9 protein-coding genes, 1 tRNA gene and 1 other RNA gene are annotated in these 14,154 nt (G+C 63.3%); 4 read left to right on the top strand and 7 right to left on the bottom strand.

Annotated features, from left to right (window positions below; all coding sequences use genetic code 11):
• Positions 1 to 5 precede the first annotated feature (5 nt).
• Both ffs and GVL04_RS14090 read right to left on the bottom strand, forming a co-directional pair.
• An RNA gene (ffs, locus tag GVL04_RS14095) (signal recognition particle sRNA small type) lies at positions 6 to 102 on the bottom strand.
• Between the two features lie 89 nt (positions 103 to 191).
• Positions 192 to 515: a hypothetical protein gene (locus GVL04_RS14090; RefSeq protein ID WP_159705639.1), complete on the bottom strand. Its 324-nt coding sequence runs from the start codon at positions 513 to 515 to the stop codon at positions 192 to 194.
• Positions 516 to 819: 304 nt separating this feature from the next.
• On the opposite strand from GVL04_RS14090, the gene GVL04_RS14085 reads away from it, so the two are divergent.
• Positions 820 to 904: transfer RNA gene (locus GVL04_RS14085), tRNA-Ser, on the top strand.
• Positions 905 to 968: 64 nt separating this feature from the next.
• Here GVL04_RS14085 and GVL04_RS14080 read toward each other — a convergent pair.
• The gene (locus GVL04_RS14080; protein WP_159705740.1) at positions 969 to 1,898 is read right to left on the bottom strand and encodes a LysR family transcriptional regulator; all 930 of its coding nucleotides are present in this window, start codon (positions 1,896 to 1,898) and stop codon (positions 969 to 971) included.
• A gap of 123 nt (positions 1,899 to 2,021) precedes the next feature.
• Here GVL04_RS14080 and GVL04_RS14075 point away from each other — a divergent pair, with 123 nt between their 5' ends.
• Positions 2,022 to 5,483 carry a bifunctional proline dehydrogenase/L-glutamate gamma-semialdehyde dehydrogenase gene (locus tag GVL04_RS14075; RefSeq protein ID WP_159705637.1) on the top strand — a complete coding sequence of 1,154 codons (3,462 nt, stop codon included), beginning with the start codon at positions 2,022 to 2,024 and terminating at the stop codon, positions 5,481 to 5,483.
• A 114-nt stretch (positions 5,484 to 5,597) separates the two neighbouring features.
• Here the strand turns inward: GVL04_RS14075 and GVL04_RS14070 are convergent, their stop codons facing one another.
• Both GVL04_RS14070 and GVL04_RS14065 read right to left on the bottom strand, forming a co-directional pair.
• Complete coding sequence (locus GVL04_RS14070) at positions 5,598 to 6,521, bottom strand: oxygenase MpaB family protein (protein WP_159705635.1); 924 nt, start codon at positions 6,519 to 6,521, stop codon at positions 5,598 to 5,600.
• Between the two features lie 90 nt (positions 6,522 to 6,611).
• Positions 6,612 to 8,054, bottom strand: a complete 1,443-nt coding sequence (locus tag GVL04_RS14065) for an MFS transporter (protein WP_159705633.1) — start codon at positions 8,052 to 8,054, stop codon at positions 6,612 to 6,614.
• 114 nt (positions 8,055 to 8,168) lie between these two features.
• Between GVL04_RS14065 and GVL04_RS14060 the strand changes: the two genes are divergently transcribed.
• Complete coding sequence (locus GVL04_RS14060) at positions 8,169 to 8,546, top strand: MarR family winged helix-turn-helix transcriptional regulator (RefSeq protein ID WP_159705631.1); 378 nt, start codon at positions 8,169 to 8,171, stop codon at positions 8,544 to 8,546.
• Between the two features lie 82 nt (positions 8,547 to 8,628).
• Here the strand turns inward: GVL04_RS14060 and GVL04_RS14055 are convergent, their stop codons facing one another.
• Together GVL04_RS14055 and GVL04_RS14050 are read right to left on the bottom strand one after the other, a co-directional pair.
• Entirely contained in the window at positions 8,629 to 11,889 is a 3,261-nt protein-coding gene (locus GVL04_RS14055) for a carboxypeptidase regulatory-like domain-containing protein (RefSeq protein ID WP_159705629.1), read from the bottom strand.
• 474 nt (positions 11,890 to 12,363) lie between these two features.
• The gene (locus GVL04_RS14050; protein ID WP_159705627.1) at positions 12,364 to 12,762 is read right to left on the bottom strand and encodes a hypothetical protein; all 399 of its coding nucleotides are present in this window, start codon (positions 12,760 to 12,762) and stop codon (positions 12,364 to 12,366) included.
• A 134-nt stretch (positions 12,763 to 12,896) separates the two neighbouring features.
• On the opposite strand from GVL04_RS14050, the gene GVL04_RS14045 reads away from it, so the two are divergent.
• Complete coding sequence (locus GVL04_RS14045) at positions 12,897 to 13,550, top strand: hypothetical protein (RefSeq protein WP_159705625.1); 654 nt, start codon at positions 12,897 to 12,899, stop codon at positions 13,548 to 13,550.
• The last annotated feature ends 604 nt before the right edge of the window (positions 13,551 to 14,154 follow it).

The following is a 14,154-nucleotide window of genomic DNA, read 5'->3' as shown; positions in this document are numbered from 1 at the left end:
TTAAAGTAAGTGACCCCTCATGCACCCGCCAGAGCCCATCTACCCTTGCTACCTTCCGGTCCTGGGGGAGTTCAACAGGATGACGCCACATGAGGGGCCGTCGACAAGCTTACCCGAACTTACTTCGGGGTTCGAATCGGCTCGAAGGGGGTGTGGAAAACGCTCGACGGCGGGCGGCTGGGCTGCGCGAATCAGCGCCAGCCGTTCACAGGCCACGTCATGAAAGCCGGTTCCTCGTAAGGGTGGGCTGCCCGCAAAGCCAACACAACGGCGTCGAGCATGTCTTCCTCAACCACGCACTCAACCCTGGTTTCGGGCACCTGCTCCTCAATCCCTACCTCTCCCACGAATGGCTGGGCGCCGGGCAGGGGAGTGAACCGGCCTATGCCAGGGGTGGTGTAGAAGCAATGTGAGTAGTCGCCGATTCGTCCCGCGCCGGCGTCGCCGATCGCTAAGAGAACCTCTTCAATGTGAGTCTCCGGTACGTAAACCACCAAAGCGTGAAGCTGCGTCATGGAGACATCTTGTCAGTAACTTGGGGCGCAAAGCGGTCTCAACCATTGCAAAAGCCGGTGCCGCAGCGGACTATGGGTATGTACACCGATTGGGGCAATCTCAAGATTGTGAGCTACGGGGCCTGGGGGCGAGGGGCCGGACCCGGTAGCTCAACGGTGATACCGCAAGAATGGGCGCGTTGGGGGCGTCCATTTTTCCGTTAACGGGAGTTCCGGTGAGGCAGCGCAGGGGCACCAATTCAGGCCGATTACACGATGCAGAAATTCTCAGGTACAGTAGTATCTGCTTTCGAATCGGAAGCAAGGAGAATTCGCCTAGCGGCCTATGGCGCACGCCTGGAACGCGTGTTGGGTTAACGCCCTCGGGGGTTCAAATCCCCCATTCTCCGCGGTTGGCCCCAGTCTTCGGACTGGGGCCTTTTGCGTTCCCGGACACCGTCGCGTGGAGCCGGGCTACTCTGCGTCGGCCTGTTGCTCCGCGTCCAGTTGCTGCGCTGCCGCCACCCGTTCCAGGACTTCGCGGCACGCCGCCGTGGCGGGGTGGATTCGACCGGCGGTCCTGGTGGAGGTGAAGACGGTTCGTTTCGGCAGGCCCGGAAGATCCAGCAGCTGAACCGTCCGCGTGCGGCCCGTCCAGACGAGATCCGGCATAAGCGCCACGGCGTTTCCGGATTCGATGAGCCGGATCTGGGCCTGGAGGTCCGCTGTTTCATAGCGCACGTCGGGTTCGAAGCCGGCCGAGCGGCAGGCCTGCTCGGCCCAGTGCCTCGAAGCGGCCCCCCGGGGTTCCATGACCCACGGCATCGAAGCGGTGTCTGCGAGGGTGGCCACGGTCTCGCCGCCGAGTCCCACCGGGGGAGTGGCCAGACGGATGGCGTCGCTGGTGAGGATGACACGGTCCAGGCCGCTGTGGTGCGGGGCCGCGTGGCCCGGGTATTGCTCGGCCACCACCAGGTCGAAGTCCCGCGCCCACGTTTCATAGAGGGCTGTTTCGGGTTCGCGCTGGGTCATTTCCACGCGCACCTCCGGGTACTCCTGCCGCATGATGCTGAGGAAGTCCGGAAGGAGCGCCAACGCGGCGGATTGGAAGACGGCCAAGCGCACCGTCCCTGTGACCATGGAGAGCGATGCCGCGAGTTCGGTCTCCGCCCGCTCCAGGGTCTCCAGCAGCGCCGCAGTGTGTGCCACGAGAATCTCAGCCTGGGGCGTCAGTTGCACGCGGCGCCCTGCTTTTCGCAGCAATTCGACGCCCGCTTCCTTCTCCAGCAAGGTCAACTGCTGGGACACTGAAGACGGGCTGTACTGCATCGCGTCGGCCACCTCCGCGAGGGTTCCGCGGATCTTTAGTTCGTGCAGCAAACGCAGCCTGCGGACGTCCAGCACGGCGGCCTCCAAAACATCGGGATGGGTAATCAATATTCGTCAGAAAAGATCGCTTTTCCTAACGTGATTGTAGATCCATACTGATGGAAACAAACAAACTTCTCCGTCTCAGAAGGAGCCCCCATGACCAGCACCATCCCGGATGCCACCGCCCCGAGCACCCAGGATTCCGGACAATTGGACGCTTTGGCACAAGAGGCCATTGCCTTGGTCCGCCACTGGCTGACCGAAGCCAGCAAGATCCCGGTCGACCTGTCCGCCCAGCGCCTTGCCGGCGTCCTGAAGGACCCGAACGGCTTGGACTTCACGGTCGGATTCGTCGACGGCGTCATCCGCCCCGAGGACTTGTCGGTCGCCGGTCGTAAACTCGCCGAACTGGCTCCGAAGGTGCCCAAGTTCCTCCCGTGGTACATGCGCAGCGCAGTCCGCGTAGGTGGCGTCATGGCTCCGATCGTCCCGCAGGTTGTCATCCCGATCGCCCGCCGTGTGCTCCGCGAAATGGTGGGCCACTTGATCGTGGATGCCACGGACGCCAAGCTCGGCCCGGCCATCGCCAAGATCCGCCAGGACGGTGTGCACCTCAACGTGAACCTCCTCGGCGAAGCCGTCCTGGGCGAGCACGAAGCCCAGCGCCGCCTGGAAGGCACCCTGAAGCTCCTTGCCCGCGACGACGTGGACTACGTCTCCATCAAGGAGTCCTCCACTGTTGCACCGCACTCCCCGTGGGCCTTCGACGAAGCCGTCGACCACGTAGTGGAGAAGCTCACCCCGCTCTACCGCCTCGCAGCGTCCTTCCCCAAGCCCAAGTTCATCAACCTGGACATGGAGGAATACAAGGACCTCAGCATGACCATCGCGGTGTTCAAGCGCATCCTGGACATGCCCGAGTTCAAGAACCTCGAGGCCGGCATCGTCCTCCAGGCTTACCTCCCGGACGCGCTCGGTGCCATGCAGGAACTGCAGGAATGGGCCACTGCCCGCCGCGCCCAGGGCGGCGCGCCCATCAAGGTCCGCGTGGTCAAGGGAGCCAACCTTCCCATGGAGCAGGTTGAAGCTTCCCTGCATGACTGGCCGCTGGCTACCTGGGGCACCAAGCAGGACTCGGACACCAGCTACAAGAACGTCATCAACTACGCCCTGACCCCGGAGCACGTTGACGCAGTCCGCATTGGCGTTGCAGGGCACAACCTGTTCGACGTCGCTTTCGCCTGGTTGCTCGCGAATCAGCGTGGCGTCACCAAGGGCATCGAGTTCGAAATGCTCCTGGGCATGGCAACCGGCCAGGCCACCGCGGTCCGCAAGGACGTCGGAAGCCTCCTGCTCTACACACCCGTGGTCCACCCGGGCGAGTTCGATGTCGCCATCGCGTACCTGATCCGCCGCCTCGAAGAAGGCGCCAGCCAGGAAAACTTCATGTCCGCAGTCTTCGAACTGAGCGAGAATGAAGCCCTGTTCAAGCGCGAGCAGAAGCGCTTCCTGGATTCCTTGGCCGGCATGACGGCCGAGGTCCCGGGCCCCAACCGCAAGCAGGATCGCCGCCTCCCGGCCGAGCCCGCACCGCTGGAAGTCTTCAGCAACACCCCGGACACGGACCCGGCCCTCCCCGCCAACCGTGCATGGGGCCGGGACATCCTCAGCCGCATCCCCGGTTCCACGGCAGGCGACAAGATCGTCGAGTCCACCAAGGTCTCCGACGCCGCCCAACTGGACCGCATCATCGCCACCGCCGTGGACCACGGCAAGGCCTGGGGCGCCCGCCCTGCCGCAGAGCGCGCAGCCATCCTGCACCGCGCCGGCGAAGCACTCGAAGCCCGCCGTGCCGAGCTCCTGGAGGTCATGGCTTCCGAAACCGGCAAGACCATCGACCAAGGCGACCCCGAGGTCAGCGAAGCGATCGACTTCGCGCACTACTACGCCGAGCGCGCCAAGGACCTGGAAACGGTCGACGGCGCCACCTTCGTCCCAGCGAACCTCACCGTGGTGACCCCGCCGTGGAACTTCCCGGTGGCGATCCCCGCAGGCTCGACGCTCGCAGCGCTCGCCTCAGGCTCCGCCGTCGTGATCAAGCCTGCAAAGCAGGCCCGCCGCTCCGGTTCGGTCATGGTGGATGCGCTGTGGGAAGCCGGTGTGCCGCGCGAAGTGCTGGCACTCGTCCAGCTCGAAGAGCGTGAGCTGGGCACCCAGCTTGTCTCGCACCCCAGCGTTGACCGCGTCATCCTTACCGGTGGCTACGAAACGGCTGAGCTGTTCCGTTCCTTCCGCCAGGACCTTCCGCTGCTCGCGGAGACCTCCGGCAAGAACGCCATCATCGTCACCCCGAGTGCTGACCTGGACCTCGCTGCGAAGGACGTCGTGTACTCGGCCTTCGGTCACGCAGGCCAGAAGTGCTCGGCTGCTTCACTGGTGATCCTGGTCGGTTCGGTTGCCAAGAGCGCCCGCTTCCACAACCAGCTGATCGACGCCGCCCGTTCCCTGACCGTCGGTTACCCCGAGGATGCCACCACGCAGATGGGGCCGATCATCGAGGCCGCCAACGGCAAGCTCCTCAACGCCCTTACCACTCTGGACGACGGCGAAAGCTGGGCCGTCAAGCCCGAGCGCCTCGACGAGACCGGCCGCTTGTGGTCCCCGGGCATCCGCTCGGGCGTCAAGCGTGGCTCCTACTTCCACCTGACCGAGTTCTTCGGCCCGGTCCTGGGTGTCATGACTGCTGAGACCCTCGAGGAAGCCATCGCCATCCAGAACGAGATCGAGTACGGCCTCACCGCCGGCCTGCACTCCCTGGACTCCGCTGAAATGGGCGTCTGGCTGGACACCATCCAGGCCGGCAACCTCTACGTCAACCGTGGCATCACCGGCGCGATCGTTCAGCGCCAGCCGTTCGGTGGCTGGAAGAAGTCGGCAGTCGGTGCCGGAACCAAGGCCGGTGGGCCGAACTACTTGATCGGCCTGGGCAGCTGGCTCCCCGCCGAAGCCAAGGCCAAGCGTGGCACCGTGCTTCAGGGTGCGGCCGCGCAGCTTCTCGCCGCCGCCACGTCGGCCGGTGTTTCGGGCGACGAGCTCCAGACCCTCCAGCAGTCACTCTTCAGCGACGCCGCTGCTTGGGAATCCGAATTCGGCACCAGCAAGGACGTCTCCGCCCTGTCCGCAGAGCGCAACGTCTTCCGATACCGCTCCCTCCCCGTCACGGTCCGTCTTTCCGAGGGCGCAGGGCTCGCTGAGTTGCTCCGCGTTGTAGCAGCCGGTGCAGTGGCGGGCTCGACGCTCAAGGTGAGCTCCGCCGTCGTACTTCCCGACGCTGTGGTCACCGTGTTCGCGAACCTGGGCGTCAGCGTCCGGATCGAGGACGACGCCGCGTGGCTGGCCCGTGCGGCCAGCTTCGACGCCGGCCGGATCCGCCTGATCGGTGGCGACTTCGCCGCGCTGAGCGCAGCCATGGGTGGCCGTCCGGACGTCGCTGTTTACCACGGCGACGTGACCCAGGCCGGCCGGATCGAGATGCTGCCGTTCCTCCGCGAGCAGGCCGTGTCCATCACGGCCCACCGCTTCGGCACCCCGAACCACTTGTCGGATCACCTGATCTAGGACGCATCCACGGCGTGCGCCGAGGGGTGAGCTCTCGGCAGAAAGCACGCTCCAAAAGGTTGAAAGCCAACCCCTCGGCGAGACTCACTTGCGTCGAGGGGTTGGCTTTCGGCCTTAAGCCTCCGCGTAGCCCAGCCTTTGCAACCTTCGCCGGGCCGCTTGCTCGCTCGGACCACGGGAGCCCAAGGCAAAACGAACCATCCCCAGCACGCCCCGTGCCGCCGAAATGACTGGCAAGGGCACGGGACCAAGCCGGGCGGGACGGAGGCCCAGCAGGTCGCGATACTTGGGTTCAAGGCTTGCGACGGCGGCCGCGAACAGGATGCGGTAACCAGGCTGGAGCAGCGGGCTCAGCGGCGGATAGCGAATGAACGACACCGTCTCGGCCAGACGCTCATCGGCCCGCAGGATCCCGGAGGCGTACCACTGCTCCAGTTCGTCGCGGACCTGGGCTTCAGTGAGCGGGGGATCGGTGACGCCCATGAGCCTGCCGGCGGCCGCCCACTCCCGCACGTAGGCGTCGGGCCCGCCAGGGATCGGCCGGCCCCAGATCCTGTTGGCGGTGATGAAGGAGTCCGCATAGGTGACATGGACCCAGCGGAGGAGTTCGGGATCGTTGGCGGCGTAGTCGCGCACCACGCCGTGTCCGTCAAGGTAAGTCCCGCGGACGCGTTCGTGGATCTTCCGGACACGTGACGTCGCGGCTTCGGCGGCCTCGGTGGAGCCGTACGTCACCGTGAAGATCCATCGCACGGTGTTGGCGAGTCTGCCCAGGGGGTCTTTCTGGAACCCCGAATGCTCGTACACCCCAGCCAACGCACCGGGATGGAGGGCCTGCATCAACAGGACCCGGATCCCGGCCACGATGGTGGCCACGTGACCATGCACCGACCAGACAGCCGACCCCGGAAGGTGATATCCGGCGTCGTTCCCTTCTGCGAGGCGCGGCACCCACTCAGGCGGCGTTCCCGACGTTCCCGTGAACGTGCGCTGCAGTTCGTGCCTGTACTCGGTGAGGTAGTTCCTCATGCATCCCATTCGACCTCCATTTGGCGGAGGTGTACAGGGGAGCCGGGTACGGGTCCGGCCCCCATGGCATCGTCATGGGGGCCGGACGGGCAGATCAGGCTAGGCGCGGACCCGGCGTCGAGACGGCGCTGCGGCCACCAGCAAGGCGGCGATGGCGACGGCGGCACTCAGGATCAGTCCCGGACGGTACTGTTCCAGCATGGCTTGGGCGCTGACGGTCCCGGCGGCTTGACCGTGGCCGCTGACCAGGGCCGTGGTGACTGCCAAGACCAACGCCGCTCCCACCTGGGTGCTCGTTTGGATCAGGCCGGCGGCGAGGCCCTGTTCGGAGTCCTTGATTCCGGCCGTGGCCTGGACGTTGATGGACGGGAAGGCCAGCGCGAAACCGACGCCCAGGAGGACCACCGAGGGCAGGATGTCCAGCGCGTAGTTGGGTGTGGTGCCCACGCGAAGGAACAGGACGTAGCCCAGGCCGAGGGCCGTGAGGCCCGTCAAGATCAGCTGCGTGGCACCGAACTTTTCGATGAGCCTGTCCGCGAAGGGCGCGCTGGTGGCAACCAACAGGCCCGCCGGCAGTAGGGCCAAGGCCATCCCGAGCGGCGTCCAACCGAGCACGGACTGCAGAAACATGGTGACGATGAACTGGAAGCTCAGGTAGGAGCCGAACAACCCCACTGCGCTGAGGTTTGCCCGGGCCACCCAACCTTCCTTGAGGATGCTGAAGCGGATCAGCGGGTGCTTGACCTTGTTTTCGATCACCGCGAAGGCTGCCAGCACGGCGACAGAAACTGCGAATCCGGCGATTGTTGCCACAGATCCCCAGCCTTGCTCAGGTGCTGAAACCAGGGTGTACACGAGGCCGAGCATGCCCAGCGCGAGGGTCACAGCGCCCCAGATATCGTGCCCGCTGTCTTCCACGGAGGGCTTGTCCTTGGGAATGAACTTCATGCCCAGGAGGACAACTACCACCGCGATGGGCACCGAGACCAGGAACGTCCAGCGCCAGCTGAGGCTGGTCATGAGTCCGCCCACCACCAGGCCCAGTGAGAAGCCGCTGGCGCCGAACGTGGTGAAGATGGACAGCGCCTTGTTGCGCTCGCGTCCCTCCGCGAAGTTGGTGGTGATGATGGAGAAGCCGGTGGGTGCGGTGAAAGCGGCCGCGAGTCCCTTGATGAATCGGGTGGCGATCAGGATGGCTGGATCGTCCACCAGACCGCCCAGGAGCGACGCAGCGGCGAACACTGTCAGCGCAATGAGGAAGATTCGACGGCGGCCCAACAGGTCCGCGAGTCGGCCACCGAGGAGCAGCAGGCTCCCGTAACCAAGGACGTAAGCGGAAACGATCCACTGCAGGGAATCGGTTCCGAGGTTGAGTTCCTGTCCGATGGAGGGCAATGCGACGCCAACCATGGAGACGTCCAGCCCATCAAGGGCCAGGACGGTGCACACAACCATCAGCAGCAGCCACTGTGCCCGCGTCCAGCGGACGGCGGACACCAAGGGTGGCTCGGTGGAAGTTTTGAGGGTGGTGGGTGATGTCATGCGATCAATCTATATGACGCGTCATTCAATGACAAGGACTACGATGATGTGTCATCGAATGACGAAGAATCTTATGACGTGGATTCAAATGGCGTAATGAACTAGAATCAGGGCATGGCAACGACGCATGACCGTCAGCTGGTTGAGCAGTGGCGCAGCATCCAAAACTCCTACTTCCGTACAGCGGGAGCTATCGACCGCGCCCTGGAAGCCAAGTTCGACATCGGCCTGAACGAGTTCGAAATCCTGGATCTCGTGGCCGAAAGCGAAGAGTCTGCGTGCCGGATGAAGGCGTTGGGGGAGCGCACCCCCATGACGCAAAGTGCAGTTTCCAAGGTTGTTGACCGGCTGGAGAAGGCGGGCCTGGTCTCCCGCCAAACCTGCGTGGATGACCGCCGCTCGTTGTTCCTGGAGCTGACCGAGGCCGGCCGCGCCCTCCACTCGACTGCCGCCGTCGAGCACCGTGCGTTGCTGAAGGAAAACCTCGGATAGAGGTGCAGGCTACCCACTAACTCCAGGTCGGTCCTTCGCATCGCGGCCGCGAGGCGTTCGCGGGTCCTCCCGCGTTCGCGGATCAGCCGATCAGTGCGGTGGCAGCAGAGTAGCGGGCCAGTGTGGTGTACGCAGTTTTGGTGCCTGTCACGCGTACTTTGATGGCGCTTCCCTTGTCCGCGGCGACCAGTTTGTAGGTCTGGGCAGTGGCGCCTGAAATGGCAATGCTTCCACGGAACCACTGGTAGGTCACCGTCACAGGAGCCGGACCCCACGCGCCGGGGGTTGCGGTGAGTGTGCTGCCTACTGTTTTGGTTCCCGAGATGGTGGGAGTGGGCGCGGTCAGCGTGCCCGCCGCCACGGCAGCAGTCGCGGCGGAGGTCTTCGCCGCCGTCGTAAATCCGGTCTTGGACCCGGTTACCCGGACCGTCATGGTCTTGCCGAGGTCAGCCGCGGCCAAGGTGTAGGAAACTGACGTAGCACCCGTCACCGCGACACCGCTGCGGAACCACTGGTAGGCCAGTGTCACCGGGGCCGGGCCCCATGTCCCTGGAACAGCCGTTAACGCTGAACCAACCTTCGCTGTTCCGGACACTGTGGGCACCGGAGCGGTCAACGTTCCCACTGCCACGGCAGCAGTCGCGGCGGAGGTCTTCGCCGCCGTCGTAAACCCGGCTTTCGTTCCGGTCACCTGGACTGTCATGGTCTTGCCGAGGTCAGCTGCAGCCAAGGTGTAGGAAACTGACGTAGCACCTGTCACCGCAACACCGCTGCGGAACCACTGATAGGCAAGCGCCACAGGGGCAGGGCCCCATGTCCCTGGAACAGCCGTCAACGCTGAACCAACCTTCGCCGTTCCGGACACCGTGGGCACCGGAGCGGTCAACGTTCCCACTGCCACGGCAGCAGTCGCGGCGGAGGTCTTCGCCGCCGTCGTAAACCCGGCTTTCGTTCCGGTCACCTGGACTGTCATGGTCTTGCCGAGGTCAGCTGCAGCCAAGGTGTAGGAAACTGACGTAGCACCTGTCACCGCAACACCGCTGCGGAACCACTGATAGGCAAGCGCCACAGGGGCAGGGCCCCATGTCCCTGGAACAGCCGTCAACGCTGAACCAACCTTCGCCGTTCCGGACACCGTGGGCACCGGAGCGGTCAACGTTCCCACTGCCACGGCAGCAGTCGCGGCGGAGGTCTTCGCCGCCGTCGTAAACCCGGCTTTCGTTCCGGTCACCTGGACTGTCATGGTCTTGCCGAGGTCAGCTGCAGCCAATGTGTAGGTAGCTGACGTAGCACCCGTCACCGCAACACCGCTGCGGAACCACTGGTAGGTCACCGTCACAGGAGCCGGACCCCACGCGCCGGGGGTTGCGGTGAGTGTGCTGCCTACTGTTTTGGTTCCCGAGATGGTGGGAGTGGGCGCGGTCAGCGTGCCCGCCGCCACGGCGGCAGTTGCGGCGGAGGTCTTCGCCGTCGTCGTAAATCCGGTCTTGGACCCGGTTACCCGGACTGTCATGGTCTTGCCGAGGTCAGCTGCAGCCAAGGTGTAGGAGGCTGACGTAGCACCTGTCACCGCGACACCGCTGCGGAACCACTGATACGCCAGCGTCACCGGAGCCGGACCCCATGTCCCTGGAACAGCCGTCAACGCTGAACCAACCTTCGCCGTCCCCGAAACTGTGGGGACCGGAGCAGTCAAAGTACCTGCAGCAACAGTGACAGAGGCCTGGCCGTAGTACGGCTGGAGCGGCCAGTCGTGGACGCTGAGCCGGGCCGTGACTTTCTTGCCGGCGTCTGAGGCCTGCAGGACAAAAGTTCGCGCGTTCGACCTGTAGTCCTGGACGCCGTTGACGAACCAGTCGTAATAGGGGCCGAAATCAGGGGCGGGGTTCAACGTGCCGTGGTCCACTGTCAGGGTATTCCCGGCGCTGGGTGTACCCAGAATGGTGAAGGGCTTGGAGGCTGTAACAGCGTCGGCGCCCGATTTGCCGGCGTGCACCGTGTCGTAGTGCGGGGCATACCCGGTCTTGGTGCCCGATACTTTTGCCCAGATGTCATACCCGGCGTCGGCAGCGGTGGGCACATAGGTAGGCGCGGTAGCACCTGCGATGTCCTGCAGTTCGGTACCGTCAGTGGAGCGCTGCCACTGGTAGGCCAGCGCTACCGGAGCGGGGCCCCACACGCCGGGGTCAACGGTGAGTGTTTGCCCTGCCTGGGCTGAGCCGTAAACGAAGGGCTTGCCGGGCGCCAATGAGAGACCCGCTACGTCCAACTGCATGGTCAGCTTCACGCGTTGACCGGCAGCGGTTGCCGTCAGGACAGTGGCCGTGTCCTTGGTGGGAGTGTTGTCATAGCACTCGGACTTGTAGCGTTTTTCGCGGGGCGTGCCATCGTAGAAAGTGTCCGAGACGCAAAGCTTGTACTTCTTGCCCACCGCCATGCGCCAGTAAATCTTGCCTTGCGCATCAGAGGTGAGGGGGCCCATTTGGGGGCCGTCCCAGGCTCCCGTTGCGTCGTTGTAGACCCACGGGATGTAGCCGACGTCGGCGATCGGCGCGCCAGCGGTGTCTGTCACCGTTGCTTCCATGATGGTTTCATCCTTGAGGACGAAGTTCACGTTGGTCCAGGCGACGCCGGACGGTACGGTAGCCGCCGTGTAGGTGTCTACGGTGCCGGTGCCGGTCCAGTACTGCTCCAGATAGAGGCGCTGGCCCGATTCGTCCCGGACGCTGATGTACGCCTGGTTGGGCGGGATCTTGGTGAGGGTGAAGTAACCGTTGGCATCGGGCTTCGTGCTGCTTACTTGTCCGCCGCCGCTGGGCGAGGCTGAGACGGACACAGCTGTCAGCGGCTGGCCTGCCTTATTCGTGACCCGGCCGCTCATGCTGCCGAAGGCTTCCAACTGCGGGTTGTAAGTGGTGGTGGGGGCAGCATCGGTGACCGCAACCGGCGTCGAACCGTAGGAGCCGGACTGGTTCACGTTCCACTCGCCGGCGTAGGTGGCGGAGCAGGGTCCGCTGCTGCAGGTGGTCCACATTTTGTAGCTGCCGGCAGCCGGCACGGTGAAACTGTAGGAGCCATCGGGAGCGGACCAAGCACCGGCAACAAAGTCGGCCCGGTCGTCATTGGTGTACGCACCCACCCACACGTCGCCCAGCACGGTGGCCGTTGCCGTGGCCGTCAGTTTTCCCTTGACCACTCCCTTGAAGGTGTAGGTTGCGGCCGAGGCGGGTGCAGCCCCTGCGAAGAGACCTGCGGCTATCAGGACGACGGTCGCCAGGATAGCCCACACCCCCTGCCGTGAACTTTGAAACGGATGGTCGGCGGCAGGTCGCGGCAACGGCATGGGTAAGGTCCTTTTCCCCAAAAAAGTGACTGAAGGGACCGAGCGGTCCCCTGCCATCGTAGGCGTCGGCCCGCATCAGTGCCATGGGGAGTTCTGCCCGGTCCGCCACCCCGTCCACCAAGGGTAAGAAACCCACGACGGCGGCAGCCCACTGCCGCTGACAGGCGACCAGTACGCGCTCTATCTCCACTGACCCGTTCGGATGGGAAAGTGCTCCGCCGACGATGTTCCGTTCCCAAGGACGTGGGACGGTTATATGTGTAGCGTTTAGGGCACCTTCACCGGGCATTTTTGCGGGCGGGTCTTACGGGAATCCAGTAGCCCTGGAACGGCGGGGACTTCGATACACGTTCGATACGGCCGGTGGGGGACCGGCTTACGGGCGGTGTCGATGAGTGAAGAACTCGACAGCGAGACCCTCTCAAGGCGGTGAGCGGAAAAGCAGCTAGTGAGAAGGCCAGCGCAAAGACAGGCCTATCCGTCCAGTCCTTTTTGGCTGAGCTCACCTATTAGGGCTGCAGGGGTGTTTAGTACGGGGCAGGCCCAAACGCCTTGGTCGTCGACCAGTTGGGCGGCCAAGGGGTGATTGTTGGGGTGCCAAGGGCACTGAGGCCAATTACTGTTGGTGGGGCCATTTTCTTCGATAACCCATTCCTGGACCTGGTCCGCCACTGATACAAGCTGCTCGGCCCGTGGTAGGTCGCCCTTGACCGACACGCCCTGCCCGGTGGAATCTCGGATACTGTAAATCATCGCCGAGAGTACCTGCGGGTCGTCGGCCCAGTCGCTTTCTTCAATGCGCGGTTCCTCAAGCCCGCCGGAGCTCACATCCCGCAACACGTGACGGATTATCTCTACAATCTCTGCTCCCATGAAAGCCTCTCTCACTACCACCTTGTGCCCGCTTCCGCGCTAAGGCCTCTTCATTTGCTAGATTACCTCTGACTGGGGCCGCTAAGTCGACGTAACGGCACACCTGTAATCAAGAATCAATCCATGGGGGAACTATGCGCCATCTCGGCACCAAATTCAGGCAAGCAATCATAGGCGTTTTTACAGCGTTGGGCTTGTTGCTTCTAGGAGTTGCGCCCAGCGCCCAAGCCGACAGCACGCAGGGCTCGCAAGTCCTCGTCGTAAATGACTCCACTCCAGCTGCCGATTCAACACTAGAGATCGTGTTCGATGAACCTTTATCCAAGGAATCCGCCCGCGATGTCCAGTCTTCACTGGCTGACAAGCCCTTGATACAGCCCCGAAGCAACGTTGCACCTCCGCTGGTGCACGGTCCCGCACTCAACCAGAATATTAGCTGCAAAATCGGCAACTATCGATTCTCGGATACTAACGGCGCTTTCCAGATCCGGAACAACTGCCCGTACAATAACGCCAATTGGAGTTACCAGATCTCATCCTTGCTTCGGGGCAAAATAACCAGCAATGTCAGTGAATCAGGCCTGGTCTGGTACAAAGCCGGGGTCCGTCAAGGGAAGAATGCGCCCCACACAGTTCCTGCGAACTATTATTTCCACGGCACTATGAGCAATGTTAGAAACTATGAAACGGTCACCTATGGCGACCAGCTCTCATTCCGAGTCCTCATCGCCGGGCGAGCTGGTTCAGCCGTGCTCACCATCGGAGGCACGGTGAAAATGGTCCCTTAGAGGAGGATAGTCACCTCAAGGTAACGAGGCATCGGCCGGCCCCGCGCACAGCATCTGCGAGGGCCGGCCGATGTCTGTGCTGAGTCGTGGGTGATAACGCCTGTTCCCTTCTTGTTGAAGGCAGCATTCGCGGCATGCGACGGGGCCAGGGGTTGCCCGCAAAGCGATCGGCTAAAGAACGGAGCGAAAATGAAACCAATGATCTCCAGATTCGTGGCGAACGGCAGGGTGTTCTCAATCTTCCAGACACCGACATCTGATATTCGGCGGACGGAACTGACCATCACTTTGAGCGAGTCCCGTAGTTGGGACCGGGCTGGCGGGATGTATCTGTCGGCATCAGCGGCGAGATCGCCTACGTATGGGCGGCAAGAAGCATAATCGTTCTGCCTTCACGCAAGGACACAGACCCAAAAGTTATCCCCTTTGATAAGGAAGACCTCATCGTCGTATTCGTTGCTGGCCCAAGTTGGTTACTGGTGTGCGAAACCTCCATCCGGCTGATTGGGCCTGACGGGGAAACAGATCAGGCTCACTTCAGAGAAGTAGTTGAGGAAGCATCCTTTGATGGCCACAACGTAATTGTCAGAGACGTCGACTCAGC

This window comes from Arthrobacter sp. 18067, from assembly GCF_902706295.1.
Lineage (GTDB): Bacteria > Actinomycetota > Actinomycetes > Actinomycetales > Micrococcaceae > Arthrobacter.
The sequence above is the reverse complement of the archived record's forward strand: the minus strand, read 5'-3'. Positions and strand labels throughout refer to the sequence as shown.